Origin of the sequence: Streptomyces sp. NBC_00631, assembly GCF_045206895.1 — a bacterium.
Lineage (GTDB): Bacteria > Actinomycetota > Actinomycetes > Streptomycetales > Streptomycetaceae > Streptomyces.
Genome location: NZ_CP107734.1, coordinates 9,494,471 through 9,511,639, shown reverse-complemented (window position 1 = coordinate 9,511,639; position 17,169 = coordinate 9,494,471). Strand labels below are relative to the sequence as shown.

The following is a 17,169-nucleotide window of genomic DNA, read 5'->3' as shown; positions in this document are numbered from 1 at the left end:
GCCGGAGGGCACCATGAGCCGCAGCACCGTCCCCTCCCCCGCGGCGGCGGCCACGCTCGACGCCGCCGAGGAGTACGTGGCCGCGCGGGTGGGCCACGCCCTGGAAGCGGTGTTCGACGCCGTCGCGGCCACCCGCGCCGACACCGCCGCGCTGCTGGCCCGGGTGGCCGCCGAGGGCCGCCGGCCCGTGACCGCCGACCTCGCCGCCCTGCGCCCCGGCCTCCATCTGCGCCTGGCCCGGCAGGAGTTGGTCTCCGGTGTCGGGTTCGTGGCGGCGCCCGGGGTGCTGGCCGACGTCCCGGCCTGGCTGGAGTGGTGGCAGAGCGACGCCTCCGGGGACGTGCGGCCGCTGCTCCTCGACCTCGACCCGCGCACCTCGGCCTACTCCGACTACACGCACTGGGACTGGTTCGCGCTGCCCCGGGACACCGGGCGGCGGGCGGTGGCCGGGCCGTACGTCGACTACCTCTGCTCGGACGAGTACAGCCTCACGCTCTCCGCGCCGGTGGAGGTGGGCGGCCGGTTCCTGGGCGTGGCCGCGGCCGACGTGTATCTGCGGCACTTCGAGGCGGCCGCGCTGCCGCTGCTGCGCGGGCTGCCCGGACCCGCGCGGCTGGTCAACGCCCGCGGCCGGGTGGCGGCGTCGGCCGACCCGGCCCAGCTGGCGGGTTCACTGGCCAAGGGACCGGACTTCGCGGCGGTCCTGGAGAGCGGGCGGCCGGGCACGTTCGGCGGGACGCGACTGGTGCCGTGCCGGGGCGTGCCCCTGGTCCTGATGGTGGCGGGTGGATGAGACGGGGTGGAGGCGGGGCCGCAACGGCGCCGTGGCGGGGCCGGGAGGACGCCGGCGTCCGGCCCGGCGCCGTCGGCGACCTGAACGCCGGCGGTGCCGGGTCAGCCTTCGGGAGCCGGGACGACGGTCAGATGGGCGCCCAGACCGCCGGGCCGCCGGGAGCGGCGCGGGGCGGCGGCGGGGCGGGGGGCGGCGCGCAGCACCAGGGTGTAACGCGCGTAGCCCATGTCCTGAAGGGCCTTGGGGGTTTCGCCGACGACGCGGCACTCGGTGGCGCCCAGCAGCGGGTCCGGGTGCACCAGGGACCGGACGGCTCCGTCGAGCTGTGCGCCCACCTCGCCGACGGCGCGCAGCCAGTGCGGCAGGCCCTGCCGGAAGGCGGCCTCCATGATGGGGTCCTGGGCGATCTCCCGGCGGATCGACTGAAGTTCGTGGTCGTGGCCGTAGCGCTCCAGGGTGCTCTTGAACTGCGCCAGCATCGGCAGGCACCAGCCCGCCTCGTGGGCGTCGAGAATCGTTCCGGCATCCGGATGAAACAGGACGAAGCGCAGGAAGTTGTCCCCCGGCATCGCGGTGGGATGCGGGGCGACCGCCCGGAAAAGTGTCTCGAACGCGCCGTTGGCCAGCACCACGTCCCAGCGGTGGTCCACCACCAGGGACGGGAAGGGGACCGCGTCCACCAGTAACGCGTAGTCCTGGAGGTACGCCTGGGCCTCAAGGCCTTCGGGGACGGGCCGCGGCGCCGGCCGCCGCCCACCTGCCTGATATGCCATCGGGAGGTCACCCCTCTTGCCTATGCGGCCTTCTCGCGGCGATGTGATCCTGCTGCCCCACCCTGAGTCATGTCAACTATCGTGGCATTTCATGCCTGTTGACGTCCGAAATTGGCCACAGTTGTGGCGAGACCTGGATGTGAGTTCGAATGACCGGCTAATCTCCGGGGGGTTCATGCCGGGAAGTCCAGACGGCGCTGCTTGTGAGAAGCCCCTGATTCCCCTGAGAGACGTAGGAGTTCTGTCGGTGACGGATGGCTACGAGGATCCGGGCGCCACGGCGACCGCCCAGCTGCCGGCCGCCGTCGCCCGCGTCACCGCGCTCGCCGACCGGCTCGGTGTCCCGCACGCCGAGGTCTTCCACGTCGGACGGCTCTCCTTCGCCTGCGGTGTCCCCGAGCCCGTGGTCCGGGCCCTGCTGACCGGCCGCCCGGCGGGCGAGCCCGACGTCCAGGCCCGCTTCCTGCAACGCCTGGACCTGCTGCGCCGCACCCGGCTCAAGCCGAACGGCCGCAAGCACACCCAGCAGGAGATCGCCGACGGCGCGGGCATGTCACGGCAGCAGGCCGGCGCCCTGATCAACGGTGACCGGCGGCCGACCATGGAGCACTGCGACGCCCTCCAGCGCTTCTTCCGCGTGCACGCCGGCTTCCTCACCGCCGAGGACCCCGAGGCGCTCGCCGGCGCCCTGCAGCGCGTCGAGCAGGAGCTGCTGCAGAAGCTGGCCGACCGGGAGCGGGCCGCCGCCGAGACCGCCGAGGACCCGCTGGAGCGGCTGCTGCAGGACCACGGGGTGCGCGGTATCGCCTGGCGTGCCGCCCAGCTGCCCACCGACCAGCACCGGGACAAGGTCGCGGAATGGCTGGACATGCTCCTGGAGAGCGTCAAGCGGCCCCAGTCGTGAGCCGAGAGTCGTGAGCCGAGGGAGAAGAGTGGGCATCGGCAGGGACATGCGCCGGCTGAGCGGCGAGCTGGTCGGGGAGCTGAGCGTGCCCGCGCCCGCTCCCCCGCAGGAGCTGTACCGGGCACTGTGCGACGCGCTGGGCCGCCGCCGCGGCCGCCCCGTCCAGTTCCGTACGGCCGTCTTCCCGCCCGGCACGGCCAGCGGGCTCTGGCTCGACCTGGCCGACCGCGACCTGGTCGTCGTCGAGGAACGCACCGTGCCCGACCACCAGTTGGTGATCCTCGGCCACGAGCTGTGGCACATGCACGCCGAGCACTGCGGCCATGACGTGGAGGGGGTCGGGGTGGCCGCGCGGCTGCTCGGCGCGGCCACCGGCACCGGCTTTGACGCGGGCCCCCGTACCGAGGCCGACCAGGCCGCGCTCCAGGCCGCCGTCCAGCGGGTGGCCGCCCGCACCCGTTTCGACCGGGCCGAGGAACGGGACGCGGAGACCTTCGGGCTGCTGCTGGCCAGCAAGTGCCGGACCTGGCTCGCGGGTTCGGTCCTGCGCGGGCCGGTGCGCCGGCACGACGTGGCGGGCCGCATCGAGACGTCGCTGGGCTATCTGGGGAAGTGACGCACCCCCGGCCCGTGGCCGGGGTGCGTGGCCGGGGTCGTGACCACCGCGGCACACGCTCAGGTGGCGCTGCGCTCGCTCGCCTCGCGCAGGTCCCGCTGCGCGGGCGCGCCGGGGCCGGTGTCGGGGCGGCCGTCGAGGAGCAGGGTGCGCCAGTGCTCACGGCTCCAGTCCGCCGGAGCGGTGGCGTCGGTGAACTCCCGGATCAGGGATACGAACCGGGCCGGGTCGGAGTGGAACGGGAAGTGCCCGGCACCCTCGAAGATCTCCAGCCGGGCACCGGGCATCGCCTCACGGGCGTGGTGGGCGTGCCGTACCGGGACCACGCTGTCGCGGTCGCCCCACAGCAGCATGGTCGGCATGCCCTCGGTCAGATAGCAGCGGTCCAGCATGGTGACGACCTGGCCGCGCCAGTCGACGACCGCGCGCAGGGTGCGGATGAAGGCGTTGCGGGAGGTCTCGTCGGGGAGCGCGTCGACCAGGGTGAGCAGTTCCGGCGCGTCCTGGCCGAGGCCGGTGTCCAGAAGCCTCAGCAGGCGCACGGCCAGGCCCACCTGGAGTCGCATACCGGGCAGCCGCAGCGCGGACAGCAGCAGATGGGCACCGGGGAGCGAGACGAGCCGGAGTACCGGGTTGACCTCGCGGCCCACCCCGCCCGCGCTGACCAGGACGAGCCGCTCGGTGCGCTCGGGAAACTGGTAGGCGAACTGCATCGCGACTCCCCCGCCCAGCGAGTGCCCGACGAGGGTGGCGGACTCGATGCCCAGGGTCGTCAGCAGATCCCGCACCCCGTTGGCGTAGGCGGCGACCGAGTAGTCGGCGCGGGGCTTGTCCGACTCGCCGTGGCCGAGGAGGTCGGGGGCGATCACGGTGTGGGTGCGGGCGAGGTCGGGGATGAGCTTCGCCCAGGTCGCCGAGGAGTCCCCGATGCCGTGGATGAGGACCAGGGCGGGCCCGTCGCCGGCGATACGGTAGGCACGCCGGTACCCGTGCACGACCCGGTGGCGCGCCACGAATTCCCCTTCGCCCACCGGGCGCAGGTGCGCGGTGCGCCGTGAACGGCTGGGCATCGCTTCCGACACGGCTCGGCCTCCCCCGCTGTCCCGGGCGCTGCCGCCCGGCCGGATCCCTCTCCTTCCAGGGTAGGAAGACATTTCCCCACGGAGTTTCGGTGAGGTTTCGCCTCCGCTAAGCGGGCGAACCGGGGCCGGGCGCGGGGGCGTTGTCAGTGGTGGACGGCAAGCTGGGGGGTGCGCACCGTACACCCGGTGTGCCCGCGCCGTCCGGGCGCGTGACCACGACGACCGACGGGGAGAGCCGACCGATGCACACCGCCGTACTGACCGACCGTGAACGCGCCGCCGTCCAGGCCTATCTGCGGCTCCTGCACACCGTGCGCGCCGCCTTCGACGGACCGCCCGACGCCCCGCGCCCCTTCGTGGTGCCGCCCGCCGTGCTCGCCGAGGCCGAGGAGGCCCTGGCCGGCGCCGGACTGACGGGCAACGAGGACGCGTTCTTCCGGCTCCTGCACGACTGGTGCCCACCCACCTGAGCCGGCGCGGGGCGTCAGGGGTGCGGCACGACCACGGCGGAGGTCAGCATCCCGTGCGCCACGCTCCAGCGGCCCTCGAAGACCTCCAGCGGCCGCCCGCCGACCTCCGGGCCGGGGACCAGGAGGCGGGCGCGCAGGATGCCGTGAGGCCTCTCACCGGGCTCCGGGACGAGCTCTATGTCGGCCTCCATGAAGTCCAGCCACTTCCCGGTGAGGGGGAACCAGGCCTTGTAGACGGACTCCTTGGCGCTGAACAGCAGGCGGTCCCAGTGCACGCCGGGCCGTTCGGCCGCGAGCAGGGCGAGCCGCTGCCGCTCGGCGGGGAGCAGCACGGACTCGGCGACGCCCTCGGGGAGCGCGGCGTGCGGTTCGGCGTCGATGCCGAGGGAGACCAGGTCGGTGGCGCGGACCAGGGCGGCGGCGCAGTAGCCTTCGCAGTGGGTCATGCTGCCGACCAGCCCGTCCGGCCAGCGCGGGGCGCCGCGCTCGCCGCTCACGATCGGCTGCGGCGGGACTCCGAGCTTCTCCATGGCGCGCCGGGCGCAGGCGCGCACAGCGGAGAACTCACGGCGGCGCTTGGGCACGGCCCGGGCGACCAGCGCCGCCTCCTCGGGGTAGAGCGGGGCCTCGCGGATCGCCTCGTCACCGAGCATCTCCACGGCCACCACCGAGTCCGGGAGCAGCTCCTCGATCACCGGTTCCGACCTCCATCGGCAGAATTCGGCGCAGCCGCCCCGGTTCCTCGGAACGCTTGCGCCACTCTCGGGGATATCCCACGGAGACCTCTTCGAAGCGGACCCCGTCGAGCCAGGTGGTCCGCGGAATGTGCAGGTGACCGTAGACCATGGTCTCCACGCGGAAGCGGCGGTGCCAGTCGGCGGTGCGGGTGGTGCCGCACCACATGGCGAACTCCGGGTACCAGAGCACGTCCGTGGGGTGCCGGTCCAGCGGATAGTGCCCGGCCAGCACGGTCGGCAGCTCGGCCGGCAGCTCGGCGAGCCGGCGCTCGGTCGCCTCGACCCGGGCCCGGCACCAGTCCTCGCGGGTCGGGTAGGGATCGGAGTGCAGCAGGTACTCGTCGTTGCAGACGATGCCGGTGCCGTGCGCGTAGGCGAGGCCCTCCTCCTTGGTGGCGCAGCCGGCCGGCAGGAAGGAGTAGTCGTACAGCAGGAACAGCGGGGCCACGACGACCGGGCCGCCCGGGCCCTCCCAGACCGGGTACGGGTCCTCGGGGGTGACCACGCCCAGCTCCCGGCAGAGGTCGACCAGGTGCTCGTAGCGGGCGACTCCGCGCAGGGTGACCGGGTCCTTGGGATGCGTCCACAGGTCGTGGTTGCCGGGCGCCCACAGCACCTTGCGGAAGCGGCCGGCGAGGGTCTGCAGCACCCAGCGGATGTCGGCGACGGTCTCCGCGATGTCACCGGCGACGATCAGCCAGTCCTCGTCCGTTTCCGGACGCATCTTCTCGACGAGCTCGCGGTTCTCCGGGTACGAGATGTGCAGGTCGCTGATGGCCAGCAACTGCCCGGCACCGGCCGTGGACTCCACCCCGTACCCCTTCCGATCATGTCGTCGGCCCCCACCACAACACACTTCGGGGGGCGGGAACAAGACCACCCGTCCGACGGCCCGTCGGCCACCACCCGGCCGGTCCAGGGCCGGTCGCGGGCCGGCGCCGGAGCGGCGCCGGGGCGGTTCCGGGCCGGTAGCGGCCGTCAAGGAAACCGGCGAAGACGGTGCAGGAAAACGCGCGTGGACAGGACGGGGAAATCCGTAACACTCGTGTTGCACGCGAGGCCCCTTGAAAGCCGTATGATCCCCCCAACACCACCGCCACGAACTTCCCTTCGCACAGGGCGGTTTGGTGTCCCTCCAACCACCCTGCCCGGGCACGGGCCCGCTGAGCCCTGCCCGAAAACCCCGAAAGGCGGCTTTAATGCGCTCTCGCGTACGCGTCTGGCTCAACCGCACGTACGCGGAGAACGTGTTCTTCATGGATCAGCTGCGGAGAAATCCCAGCGACCGGGCGGTCGAGATCCATGCGACGCACGGTGACGCCGACTCCCCCGTGCTGGCCGCCGCCGACACCGCCGACCTGGAGCCGGAGGGCCTGTCCCCGGCCGCCTACGTCGAGTACGCCCTGGACCAGTGCCAGCGCCGGGGCATCGATGTCTTCGTGCCCCGGCTGCACCAGTCGGCGATCGTGGCCCACCGGGCCGACTTCGAGGCGATCGGCACGGCCCTGCTGGCGCCGACGCCCGAGGGCACCGCGGTCTTCGAGGACAAGGCGACCGCGTACCAGGCGGTGAGCTCGGTGGGCGTCCCGGTACCACCCTGGTCGCGGGTCCGCACGGCGGACGAACTCGTCGCCGCGGTGGAGGAGTTGGAGGCGGGCGGGCACAGGGCCTGCTTCAAGCCGGCCGCCGGTGCGGGTGGTGTCGGTTTCCGCGTGATCACGCGCTCCCCCTTCTCGCTCTTTCACCTCAACGGGTTCCCCGGGCCGTACGTCCAGTTCGACCTGGTCGTGGACGCGCTGCGGCGGGCCGAAGAGCCGGTGGACTGGCTGGTGATGCCGCGGCTGGAGGAGCCGGAGGTGTCCGTCGACTGCCTCACCGGGCCGGACAACCGGGTCCGGATGGCCGTGGGCCGCACCAAGAAGGGGCGTCGGCGCGGGTTCACCCTCGACGAGCAGTGGCTGAAGCCGGCGCGGATCATCGCCGAGGGCTTCGGGCTGCACTACCTGTCCAACATCCAGTTCCGGATGTACGGCGACCAGCCCGTGCTGCTCGACGTCAACACGCGGCCGGCCGGCGGGCTGCACCAGCTCTCGCTCTGCGGGGTCAACGCGCCCTGGGCGGCTGTGCAGTTGGCGCTGGGCGAGGACCCCGGGGTGATCGAGCCGCCGTTCCTTGGGCAGGACTACGCGGTGGTGTCGGGGCCGAAGCCTGTACTCCCGTCGGTTCCCGTGCATCGGGAGGAGGCGGAAGAGGTGGTGCTGCAGGCCGCGGTGCCTGCGCCTGTTGCCGTTGGGTCGGTGGAGGCGGCGGAGGTGCTGCCGCTCTAGGGTGTCGGCCGGGTGCTGCGCCGTCGTGGTTTCTCGCGCCCACGCGGCGGAGCCGCATATTCAACACAGCCCCGCGCCCCTTTCGGGGCGCTTCACCTCACCGGTATGGACCAATTCACGTTCCTCTCCTTGACAGGTGGATTGGTCCATACCAACTTGGTTGCGCACCTCCTTGCACCTTCGTGCTACTCCCGAACACCCCCATTCCTTCAGGGAGATCGCGTGCGCAACTCGCTCAGACGTTCAAGACGCCGGATATTCGCCCTGCTCGGGTCCGCCGCTCTCGCGCTCGCCGGGGCCGTCGCGCTGCCCGGTACCGCGCAGGCGGCCAACATCCTGTCCAACCCCGGCTTCGAGTCGGGGAGCCTCTCTCCGTGGTCCTGCTCCGGGAACCTCGGCTCGGTCGTGTCCTCGCCCGTGCACGGCGGCTCCAAGGCGCTCGCGGGGGCCGCGAGTTCCAGTGACACCGCCCAGTGCACGCAGACCGTCGCCGTGCAGCCCAGCACGACGTACTCGCTCAGCGGCTGGGTCCGCGGCTCGTACGTCTACCTCGGGGTGACCGGCGGCGCCTCCACCTGGACGACCTCGGCGTCCCAGTACAGCCGGCTGACGGTCTCCTTCACCACCGGGGCCGCGCAGACCAGCGCCCAGATCTATGTCCACGGGTGGTACGCCCAGGGGACGTACTACGCGGACGACATCAGCCTCGACGGGCCCGGCGGCAGCTCCGACACGCAGGCGCCCACCGCGCCCACGAACCTCACCTCCACCGGGAAGACCTCGTCGAGCGTGTCGCTGTCGTGGTCGGCCTCGACGGACAACGTCGGGGTGGCGGCCTATGACGTCTACCGCGGGTCGACCCTGGCGACGAGCGTCTCCGGGACCTCGGCCACGGTGAGCGGGCTGTCGGCCAGTACGGCGTACACGTTCACGGTGAAGGCGCGGGACGCGGCCGGGAACGTGTCGGCGGCCTCCAACTCGGTGTCCGTGACGACGAGCGCGGGCAGCGGCGGCGGGAGCGGCTTCAAGCAGGCGGCGCCCTACCTCTACGAGGGCTGGGGTGATCCGCCGAGCCCGTCCACCGTGATGAGCGCGACCGGCATCAAGAACTTCACCATGGCCTTCGTGCTGGACTCGGGCGGCTGCACCCCGGCGTGGGACGGCAGCCGGGCACTGACCGGCGGCGCCGACCAGACCGCGATCAACCAGATCAAGGCGGCCGGCGGTGACGTCACGCCGTCCTTCGGCGGCTGGCAGGGCAGCAAGCTCGGCGCCAACTGCTCCTCCGCGAGCGCGCTGGCCGGGGCGATCCAGAAGGTGATCGACGCCTACGGCCTCAAGTCCGTCGACATGGACATCGAGAACACGGACGAGTTCGAGAACGAGGCCGTGCAGGCGAAGATCCTGACCGCCCTGAAGACGGTCAAGGCCAACAACGCCGGCCTGAAGACGATCGTCACCTTCGGGACGTCCACCACCGGCCCGACGTACTACGGCAACCGGCTGATCGAGCAGGCTCAGTCGATCGGCGCCGACATCGACGTCTTCACGATCATGCCGTTCGACTTCGGCGGCGGCTCCGACATGTACGGCAACACGGTCGCCGCGGCCGAGGGGCTGAAGACCAAGCTGAAGTCCACGTTCGGCTGGGACGACGCGACGGCCTACGCGCACATCGGGATCTCCGGCATGAACGGGCTGTCCGACCAGCAGGAGACCACGACCCCGGCGATCTGGACGCAGATCCGTGACTGGGGGAACTCGCACCACATCGCCCGGCTCGCGTTCTGGGCGGTCAACCGGGACCGCGGCTGCGCGGGCGGCGGCGTGGTGAGCAACTGCTCCGGGATCAGCCAGAGCAACTGGCAGTTCACCTCGATCACGGCCGGCTTCACCGGCTGAGCACCGGGGACCGTGGCGTGGGGGTGCCTAGACCGGGTATCCCCACGCCTTCGCTATCTCGGCCAGCCGGGGCGGGAGTTCGGCGGAGGGGTCGGCCTGGCGGGCGGCCTGGATGCGTCCGGACCTGATCTCCTTGCTCCAGTCGCCGAGTTTCGGCCGGAACGTGCCGTGGTCCTGCTTGCCGTAGTCGAGCATGCCGCTCTCCCACGGGACGCCGAGGTACTCGCACAGGCCGCGGGTGATCCGCTCCGGGTCGGCGGTGAGGTCCTCATACGTGATCACGTGGGCGTCGGTGAGGTTCTGGCGGGCGTCTTCGAGCTTCTCCGCGTAGCTCAGGACCTCGGCGCGGATCGCCTCGTGGTCGGGGTCGGCGCGGCGGCTGGTCAGGGACTGGACGACGGCACCGGGGTGGCGCAGCAGCAGGATGAACCGGGCCTCGGGCCAACATCGGTGCAGCCGGGGCCAGATGAGGGTGTTCGGCGGGGTCTTGTCGACGATGACGTCCTTGCCGCTGCGGCTGAGCTCCAGGTGCAGCACCCGGTCCCAGAGCACGTGCTCCAGCTCCTCGCGGTCGAGGGCGAGCTCCTTCATCGCGTCCGCCGTGAACTCCCGGGACATGCGGACGTGGACCGTGCGCAGATGCATCTCGTGCGGGGCGCGGATGCGGCTGTGGCTGTTCAGCAGGACCCGCAGCAGTGTCGAGCCGGAGCGCACCGAGGACAGCACGAAGGCCGGGGACCGGACCAGGCGGGGGGCGAGCGGCGCCGCATAGCCGTCCAAGGCCTGCTGCGGCCGCTCGGCGGGGCGCTGGGTCGGGATGGCGTCCAGGGTCTTGCGTGGCGGGCTCACCGCCTGCGCCATGAGCCGGCCCCGGCGCTTCAGCCCCTTGGCGATCGCGGACATTCGCGGGTCTCGCACGGTGATGCCTTTCTGTCGTCCCTGCCGATCGCATCCCAGGGGTGACAGGCGAACTCAAGATGTCCAAGAGGCAAACCGACAGGGTCACGGCGGCCCGAAAAGCCGCCGCGACCTGCCTACTTACCGTTCTCTTAATTCTTCATATGAGAACTTCGGGCATACCTGAGTGAACCGGATCAGAACCGGCCGGATCCCCGGTACAGCTCCAGCTCGCCGTCCAGTTCGACGGCGAGGACGGTGGCGTACGGGTCGAGGTCGGCCGCGGCAGGCGGGTCGATCCACAGCACGCCGACCGCCTCGTGCAGCCCGCCGATCACCCGGTGGTCCAGTTCGGTGCCGGTGCCCAGCACGGTGACCCTGCGGACCGCCGTCGCCAGGCCCCGGACCCCGATCTCGGTGCGCGGGATGTCGAACAGGGTGAGGTAGAGGGTGCGCCGGTCGGCGGAGAGGGTGCTGGGACCGTAGTGGTGCCCGGCCGGGAGCCCGCGCACCGTCCCGTACACCGCCGCCGCGTGCCTGCGGATCCACTCCCCCAGTCCCTCCAGCCGTTCGACCTGCGGCTGCGGGATGGTGCCGTCCTCCATGGGGCCGACGTCGAGCAGCAGGTTGCCGCCGCCCCCGATGGTCTCGGTGAAGTAGCGGATCAGCTGGGCGAGGGACTTGTGGTTGTGGTCGTGGTGCTGGTAACCCCACGAGTCGTTGATCGTCAGGCACAGCTCCCAGGGGCCGTCCGGCGGCACGATGGGGGCGCCCTGCTCGGGCGTCGCGTAGTCGCCCTCGCTGAGCATGCGCGCGTTGAAGACGACATGCGGCGAGTACGAGCGGATCAGCGCGGCGAGTTCGGGGATCCGCCACTGCTCCTCACTGCGGTCCCACTCCCCGTCGAACCACATCAGGTCCGGCCGGTAGCGCGAGGCCAGCTCCGTCATCTGGCCGTCCCGGTAGGCGATGAAGCGTTCCCAGGCGGCCAGGTCCTCGTCCTCGGCCGCGACCTCCGAGTAGCGGTTGTCCTCCAGCTCCGGCGGACGGCCCGGCTTGCGCGTGGAGGCGTAGTCGGGGTGGTTCCAGTCGGAGTGCGAGTAGTAGAGGCCGACCTTGAGGCCGTTCTCGCGCAGGGCCTCGGCATACGGCCCGAGGTAGTCCCTGCCGAGGTTGAGGTCGCCGTACGCCGTGTCCCACAGGGCCACACCGTCGTGGTGACGGCTCGTCAGCACGGCGTACTTCGCGCCGGCGCGGGCGAACAGGTCCGCCCACGCCTTCGGGTCGTACCGGGCGCCGGTGAAGCGGGGCAGCTGGGACATGTACTGCTCGTGCGGCACGATGTCGTCGTAGAAGGACCAGGACTCCTGGACGCCGTCCACGGCGTAGATGCCCCAGTGCACGAAGATCCCCAACTTGGCGTCGGTGAACCAGGGTTGCATCGGCATCCGGTCAGCTCCTCTGCAGTCGGAGGGTGAGGATCTGGAAGGGGCGCAGCGCGACGGAGACGGTGTCACCGTCCACGTCGGCGTCCTCCAGGGGGCGCTCCAGCAGGTCGGTCACCTGGGCGCCGGCCAGCGGGAAGCCGGTGCGCAGGACGCCCTGGGCGCGGCCGCCCCGGGACTCGTAGAGCCGGACCACGACGTCGCCGGAGGCGTCGTCGGCCAGCTTGACCGCCTCGACCGTCACACCCTCGCCCTCCGCGGAGACCACCGGCTGCGGCTCGCCGGCCGCGTCGGCCACCCGGAGCGGCAGGTTGAGGGCGTAGCCCTCGGCCACCGCGTCACCGATCGTGGCGCCCGGCAGCAACGAGTACGTGAAGCGGTGCCGGCCCTGGTCGGCGCCCGGGTCCGGGACGCGCGGGGCGCGGACCAGTGAGAGGCGGACCGTGGTGGTCGTACCCCCGTCCTCGCGGACCGTGCGGGAGACGTCGTGGCCGTACGTGGAGTCGTTGATGACGGCGACGCCGTAGCCGGGCTCCGCGAGGTGCACCCAGCGGTGGCCGGAGACCTCGAAGCGGGCCGCTTCCCAGGTGGTGTTGGTGTGCGTGGGCCGCTGGACGTGGCCGAACTGGATCTCGGCGGAGGAGTGCGCGGCCCGGATGTCCACCGGGAAGCCGGCCTTGAGGAACTTCTCGGCCTCGTGCCAGTCGATGTCCGTCTCGAAGTCGATCCGGGGGCTGCCGGCGCGGACGGTGATCGTCTGGGTGATCGTCGAGCCGTTGCCGAAGGGGCGCGTGACCCGGATCGAGCCGAGCAGCGGGTCCGCGTCGGCGACCGTGATCTCCGAAGGGTCGAGCAGGTCCGTGTAGCGGTTCTTGTAGTGCTTGTCGACGTCCCAGGCGTCCCAGTAGTTCGGGAGGTCGGTGTGCAGGCGGAGCAGGTTGCCCTGGCCGGCGAGGACCTCGCGGTTCGCGCGGAGGTCGCGGACGGACGACAGGGTGCCGTCCTCGGCGATCTCCACCCGGACGAGTCCGTTGTCGATGACCCGGCCCTCGACGGTCACCGGCAGCGGGGCCTCGGCGGCGGCCGTCAGCGGTGCGCTGCCGTTCGCGGGGACCTCGACGTACGCCGGGGTGCCGGCGGCGTCGCGGACGACCTCGGCGCGGGCGTAGGGGCTGGTGTTGAAGACGCGGGCCGAGCCGCCGCCCAGCGCGGTGATCGCCTCGGCGGTCAGCGCCTCCAGTTCCACGGCGACCCGGGCGTACTCGGCCTCGGCCTCGCGGTGCACCCAGGCGATCGAGGAGCCCGGCAGGATGTCGTGGAACTGGTGGAGCAGGACCGTCTTCCAGAGCCGGTCCAGCTTCTCGTGCGGGTAGCGGTAGCCGGGCGCGTGCAGCGCGGCCGTGGTCGCCCACAGCTCGGCCTCGCGCAGCTTGTGCTCGCTGCGCCGGTTGCCCTGCTTGGTGCGGGCCTGCGAGGTGTAGGTGGCGCGGTGCAGCTCCAGGTAGAGCTCGCCGACCCAGACCGGGGCGTCCTCGTACTCGGCGCGGGCCTTGGCGAAGAACGCGTCCGGGTGCTCGACCTCGACGCGCGGCGAGCCCTCCAGGTCCTTCAGGCGGCGGGCGCGCTCCATGATCTCGCGGGTGGGGCCGCCACCGCCGTCGCCCCAGCCGAACGGGGCCAGCGAGCGGGTGGCGCCGCCCTTCTCCGCGTAGTTGCGGACCGCGCGGGACATCTCCTCGCCGCTGAAGCGGGCGTTGTAGGTGTCGACGGGCGGGAAGTGCGTGAAGATGCGGGTGCCGTCGATGCCCTCCCACCAGAAGGTGTGGTGGGGGAACTTGTTGGTCTGGTTCCAGGAGATCTTCTGGGTGAGGAACCACTCGTTGCCGGCCAGCTTGGCGAGCTGCGGGTAGGCCGCGTTGTAGCCGAAGGAGTCGGGCAGCCAGACGCCCTTGGTCTCGATCCCGAAGTGCTCGATGAAGAACCGCTTGCCGTGCACGAGCTGGCGGGCGATCGCCTCGCCGCCGGGGAGATTGCCGTCGGACTCGACCCACATGCCGCCGACCGGCGCCCACTGGCCCTTCTTCACCGACTCCTGGATCCGGGCCCAGACCTGCGGGTAGTTGTCGCGGACCCACTCGTACTGCTGGGCCTGCGAGCAGGCGAAGACGAACTCCTCGTACTCGTCCGCCAACGATGTCACGTTGGAGAAGGTCCGGGAGGTCTTGCGCTTGGTCTCGCGGATCGGCCACAGCCAGGCCGAGTCGATGTGCGCGTGGCCTACGCCGGAGATGTGGTGGGCGCTCGCGTTGGCGGGCTTGGCGAGGACCGGCTTCAGGACCTCGCGGACGGCGGCCGCCGAACCGGAGATGTCGTCCAGGTCCAGCAGGTCCATCGCGTGGTCGAGGGCGTGCATGATCTCGTGGCGGCGCGGGTCGTGCTCGCCGAGTTCCAGCATCAGTTCGCTCAGCACCTGGACGTCGAGGTCGAGGTGCCAGACGTCCTCGTCGAGGACGGCGATGTCGGCGCGCTGGAAGGTGTACAGCGGCTTGTCGCCGGCGGTCAGGACGTCGCCGAGCGGCGTCGGGGCCGCGAAGTTGTTCGCCAGGATGTCCGGGTTGGAGGCGGCCTCGACCAGGTAGTCGATCACCTCGCCGCCGGCCGCCGGGTTCGCGATCCGGACGTACTGGTTGAGCGGGTTGACCGCCTTGAGCGGGGTCCCGTCGGTGAGGTGGACCAGGGCCTCGGCCTGGTTGCCCGGCCAGTCGCCGACGAAGCCGAGGTCGATGACCGCCTCGACGCGGCGGCCCGCGAACTCGGCGGGCACCTGCCCGTGCATCCGGAACCAGGTGGTGCCCCACGGCGGGCCCCACGGGGTGTCCATGGCGAACGGCTCGTACGTGGCTGCCGCGGCCTCCTCGAAGGGCACCGGCTCCCCGGGGGCCTGCCAGGCGGACACCTCGAAGGGGACGGAGGCCGCATAGACCGCGGGCTTGATGCGCTGGGTGTGGAGGCGCTCTACGCGCTCCTCGATCCGGCGGCGTTCGTCGTGCATGGAAGTCTCCAGAAAAGGATGGAAAGCGCTTTCCGGGCGGCTGACTACTTAAGATACGCGAGGCCGGGGTGGACCTCGGTGTACCCCTCGACCAGCCGGCGGGCGACGTTCACCGAGTCGACCAGCGGGTGCAGCGCGAACGCCTTCACCGCCGTCGTCCGGGAGCCGGACTCGGCCGCGGCGAGCACCTCGCGCTCGACCGCCTTGACCGCGCAGACAAGACCGGTGGCGTGGTCGGGCAGCGGGGCGACGGTGACCGGGTGGGCACCGTTGGCGTCGACCAGGCAGGGCACCTCGATGACGGCGTCGCCGTCGAGCACCGAGAGGGTGTCGCGGTTGCGGACGTTGAGGATCAGGGTGGTGCGCTCGTCGCGGGCGATGGCCCGCATCAGGGCCAGGGCGACCTTCTCGTAGCCGCCGGAGAGGTCGTCGGCGTCGCGTTCGCCGGCGCCGGCCGTCTCCCGGTTCTCCGACATGTAGGTGGCCTCGCGCTCGGCGCGGGTGCGGTCCCAGACGTCCAGGGCCTTGGCACCCGGGTCGGTCACCGCCTCGTAGAAGTGCGCCTGCTGGTCGCGCAGGAAGGCGCCGCGGGTCTTCTCGGCCTGCTGGTAGGCGCGGACGGCCTCGCGGTTGAAGTAGTAGTAGTGCAGGTACTCGTTGGGGATCGCACCGAGGGACTGCAGCCAGTCGACGCCGAAGAGCTTGCCCTCCTCGAAGGAGCCGAGCAGGTCGGGGTCGGCGAGCAGGCGCGGGAGCTCGTCGCGGCCGGCGATGTGCAGGCCGCGCACCCAGCCGAGGTGGTTGAGGCCCACGTAGTCGATCCAGGCCTCCTTCGGGTTCCCGCCGAGCACCCGGGCGATCCGGCGGCCGAGGCCGACCGGGGAGTCGCAGATGCCGATGACGCGGTCGCCGAGGTGCCGGGACATGGCCTCGGTGACCAGTCCGGCGGGGTTGGTGAAGTTGATGACCCAGGCGTCGGGGGCGAGCCGGGCCACCCGCCGGGCGATGTCGACGGCGACGGGCACGGTGCGCAGGCCGTAGGCGATGCCTCCGGCGCCGACCGTCTCCTGGCCGAGGACGCCCTGCGCCAGGGCCACCCGCTCGTCGTCCGCCCTGCCCTCCAGGCCGCCGACCCGGATCGCCGAGAAGACGAAGTCGGCGCCGGTGAGGGCCTCGTCCAGGTCGGTCGTGGCGGTCACGGCGGGGGCGTCGGGGACGCCGGCCGCCTGTTCGGCCAGGACCCGGGTGACCGCGGAGAGCCGGCCTGCGTCGAGGTCGTGCAGCACGACCTCGGTGACCCGCCCCTCGGCCCGGTCCGTCAGCAGTGCGCCGTACACGAGCGGCACGCGGAACCCGCCGCCGCCCAGAATCGTCAGTTTCACGCTTGAGCCTTTCCTGCCAGGACCACCTCGACACCGGCCTCCTCCAGGGCGGCTCGGGTCGCCGGATCCACCGGCGCGTTGGTCACCACCTTGTCCAGGTCCCCGGGACCGCAGACCTTCGCCATGCCCGTGCCCGGGAACTTGGCGGCATCGGCGAGCAGCACGACCTTGTCGCTCGCCCCGATCATGGCGCGCTTGACCGGCACCTCCACGACCGTCGTGTCCATCACCTGCCCGCCGGGGCGCACCCCGCTGGTGCCGAGGAACAGCCAGTCGGCGTGCAGCTGGCGCAGGTTGTCCTCGGTGAGGAAACCGACCAGGGAGCGGTACTCGCGGCGGAGCATGCCGCCGAGCAGCACCAGCTCGATGCCCTCGTCGTCGGCGAGTTCCTCGTAGACCACCAGGTTGCTGGTGATGACGGTGAGCCGGCGGCCGTGCAGCTGCCGGGCCAGCCGGAAGGCGGTGGTGCCGATGTCGAGCAGCACCGACTGGCCGTCCTCGACCAGCGCCGCCGCGCACGCGGCTATCGCGTCCTTCTCGGCCACGCGCACCTCGGCCACCTCGGCGAAGGGCTGGTCGCCCTCCTCGACGACGGCGCCGCCGTGGACACGGGTGAGCAGCCCGTCCTCCTCCAGCTTGACCAGGTCGCGCCGGATCGTGGCCGGGCTCACGCTCAGCTGTTCGGAGAGGTCGGTCACAGAAGCGGGGCCGCCGGCGCGCAGGGCCCGCAGGATGAGTTGGTGTCGTCGTTCTGCCAGCACGCGGCGAACACTACTCGTCATCTTCAAT

15 protein-coding genes are annotated in these 17,169 nt (G+C 71.7%); 6 read left to right on the top strand and 9 right to left on the bottom strand.

Annotated elements, in window-relative coordinates; translation table 11 throughout:
* Positions 1-13: 13 nt before the first annotated feature.
* Entirely contained in the window at positions 14-793 is a 780-nt protein-coding gene (locus OHB00_RS43065; protein WP_406443334.1) for a cache domain-containing protein, read from the top strand.
* 101 nt (positions 794-894) lie between these two features.
* Here OHB00_RS43065 and OHB00_RS43060 read toward each other — a convergent pair whose 3' ends face one another.
* Complete coding sequence (locus OHB00_RS43060; protein ID WP_406443333.1) at positions 895-1,566, bottom strand: hypothetical protein; 672 nt, start codon at positions 1,564-1,566, stop codon at positions 895-897.
* A gap of 247 nt (positions 1,567-1,813) precedes the next feature.
* On the opposite strand from OHB00_RS43060, the gene OHB00_RS43055 reads away from it, so the two are divergent.
* Both OHB00_RS43055 and OHB00_RS43050 read left to right on the top strand, forming a co-directional pair.
* On the top strand, positions 1,814-2,470 hold the full coding sequence (locus tag OHB00_RS43055) for a helix-turn-helix domain-containing protein (protein ID WP_406443331.1): 657 nt from the start codon (positions 1,814-1,816) through the stop codon (positions 2,468-2,470).
* A 46-nt stretch (positions 2,471-2,516) separates the two neighbouring features.
* Positions 2,517-3,086: a toxin-antitoxin system, toxin component gene (locus tag OHB00_RS43050; RefSeq protein ID WP_406446233.1), complete on the top strand. Its 570-nt coding sequence runs from the start codon at positions 2,517-2,519 to the stop codon at positions 3,084-3,086.
* 59 nt (positions 3,087-3,145) lie between these two features.
* Here the strand turns inward: OHB00_RS43050 and OHB00_RS43045 are convergent, their stop codons facing one another.
* Positions 3,146-4,156 carry an alpha/beta fold hydrolase gene (locus OHB00_RS43045; protein WP_406446232.1) on the bottom strand — a complete coding sequence of 337 codons (1,011 nt, stop codon included), beginning with the start codon at positions 4,154-4,156 and terminating at the stop codon, positions 3,146-3,148.
* 254 nt (positions 4,157-4,410) lie between these two features.
* On the opposite strand from OHB00_RS43045, the gene OHB00_RS43040 reads away from it, so the two are divergent.
* Complete coding sequence (locus OHB00_RS43040) at positions 4,411-4,638, top strand: hypothetical protein (protein WP_406446230.1); 228 nt, start codon at positions 4,411-4,413, stop codon at positions 4,636-4,638.
* A gap of 14 nt (positions 4,639-4,652) precedes the next feature.
* Here the strand turns inward: OHB00_RS43040 and OHB00_RS43035 are convergent, their stop codons facing one another.
* Positions 4,653-5,333, bottom strand: coding sequence for a 4'-phosphopantetheinyl transferase (locus tag OHB00_RS43035; protein ID WP_406443329.1), 681 nt, complete (start codon positions 5,331-5,333; stop codon positions 4,653-4,655).
* On the bottom strand, positions 5,281-6,186 hold the full coding sequence (locus OHB00_RS43030) for a metallophosphoesterase family protein (protein WP_406443327.1): 906 nt from the start codon (positions 6,184-6,186) through the stop codon (positions 5,281-5,283). Before OHB00_RS43030 ends, OHB00_RS43035 begins: the two co-directional genes overlap by 53 nt.
* A 388-nt stretch (positions 6,187-6,574) precedes the next feature.
* Between OHB00_RS43030 and OHB00_RS43025 the strand changes: the two genes are divergently transcribed.
* Positions 6,575-7,702 (top strand): ATP-grasp domain-containing protein, encoded by a 1,128-nt coding sequence (locus OHB00_RS43025; protein WP_406443325.1) that lies wholly within the window; start codon positions 6,575-6,577, stop codon positions 7,700-7,702.
* A gap of 222 nt (positions 7,703-7,924) precedes the next feature.
* Positions 7,925-9,604 carry a carbohydrate binding domain-containing protein gene (locus OHB00_RS43020; RefSeq protein ID WP_406443323.1) on the top strand — a complete coding sequence of 560 codons (1,680 nt, stop codon included), beginning with the start codon at positions 7,925-7,927 and terminating at the stop codon, positions 9,602-9,604.
* A gap of 27 nt (positions 9,605-9,631) precedes the next feature.
* On the opposite strand, the gene OHB00_RS43015 is transcribed toward OHB00_RS43020, so the two are convergent.
* From OHB00_RS43015 to OHB00_RS42995, 5 genes are all read right to left on the bottom strand, one after another.
* Positions 9,632-10,507 carry a sulfotransferase family protein gene (locus OHB00_RS43015; RefSeq protein ID WP_406446228.1) on the bottom strand — a complete coding sequence of 292 codons (876 nt, stop codon included), beginning with the start codon at positions 10,505-10,507 and terminating at the stop codon, positions 9,632-9,634.
* Between the two features lie 191 nt (positions 10,508-10,698).
* On the bottom strand, positions 10,699-11,949 hold the full coding sequence (locus OHB00_RS43010) for an alpha-L-fucosidase (RefSeq protein WP_406443322.1): 1,251 nt from the start codon (positions 11,947-11,949) through the stop codon (positions 10,699-10,701).
* Between the two features lie 4 nt (positions 11,950-11,953).
* Positions 11,954-14,998, bottom strand: a complete 3,045-nt coding sequence (locus tag OHB00_RS43005) for an alpha-mannosidase (protein ID WP_406443320.1) — start codon at positions 14,996-14,998, stop codon at positions 11,954-11,956.
* 44 nt (positions 14,999-15,042) lie between these two features.
* Positions 15,043-16,380, bottom strand: a complete 1,338-nt coding sequence (locus OHB00_RS43000; protein WP_406443319.1) for a 6-phospho-beta-glucosidase — start codon at positions 16,378-16,380, stop codon at positions 15,043-15,045.
* Positions 16,377-17,141 (bottom strand): DeoR/GlpR family DNA-binding transcription regulator, encoded by a 765-nt coding sequence (locus tag OHB00_RS42995; protein WP_406443317.1) that lies wholly within the window; start codon positions 17,139-17,141, stop codon positions 16,377-16,379. Before OHB00_RS42995 ends, OHB00_RS43000 begins: the two co-directional genes overlap by 4 nt.
* Between the last annotated feature and the right edge of the window lie 28 nt (positions 17,142-17,169).